The 596-nt window shown below is 43.8% G+C and carries 1 pseudogene; it reads left to right on the top strand.

From position 1 onward, the window contains the following. Positions 1–380: pseudogene (locus A3766_RS30875) on the top strand (HD-GYP domain-containing protein); the annotation flags it as partial. Positions 381–596 lie beyond the last annotated feature (216 nt).

The raw sequence follows: 596 nt of genomic DNA, 5'->3' as shown, positions 1-596 counted from the left end.
ATGCTGTTGCCCGTTTATACGAGCTGCGTAATATCGCTTTTCAGAAAGATCTTGTTGAGCGCTTCATTGAAGCGGTAGGCGTATACCCTACAGGTACCTTGGTTGAGCTAAGTTCTGAGGAAGTGGGTATTGTAACCGGGCATAATGAAGATCGCCGCTTACAACCGAAAGTAATGGTTGTACTCGATGCTCAGAAGCGAGCAATGAAGTGCGGTAAAGTGGTAGACCTAAAAGAGGTAAACCGCGATAGAAATGTTTTAAGCATTAAAGACAGTTTACCTAAGGGAGCTTACGACATAGATGAGCAGCGGTACCTGTTATCCGGTGCAACCTCTAAATGGAGTTGGCGACACTTGGCATCCTCATTCGCGTCTGGCTAATTTGTTATTCTCTTCTGGGCGAGCAAGCCTAATAAAACTTGATAAAAGGCAGTTTGATGATTCACACTGCCTTTTTTATTGGCTGAAAGAAGATAAGCGATGGCGAGAGTGTATTGTCAACGGTGCAATAGGCCTGAAAAAGTTTGCTTGTGTGCATCGATAAGCAAACAGAGCAACACAAGAACTCTGATTATTTTTCAGCACGATGACGAACAA

Source organism: Oleiphilus sp. HI0132 (assembly GCF_001635845.1).
This window is presented reverse-complemented; position numbering and strand designations above follow the sequence as displayed.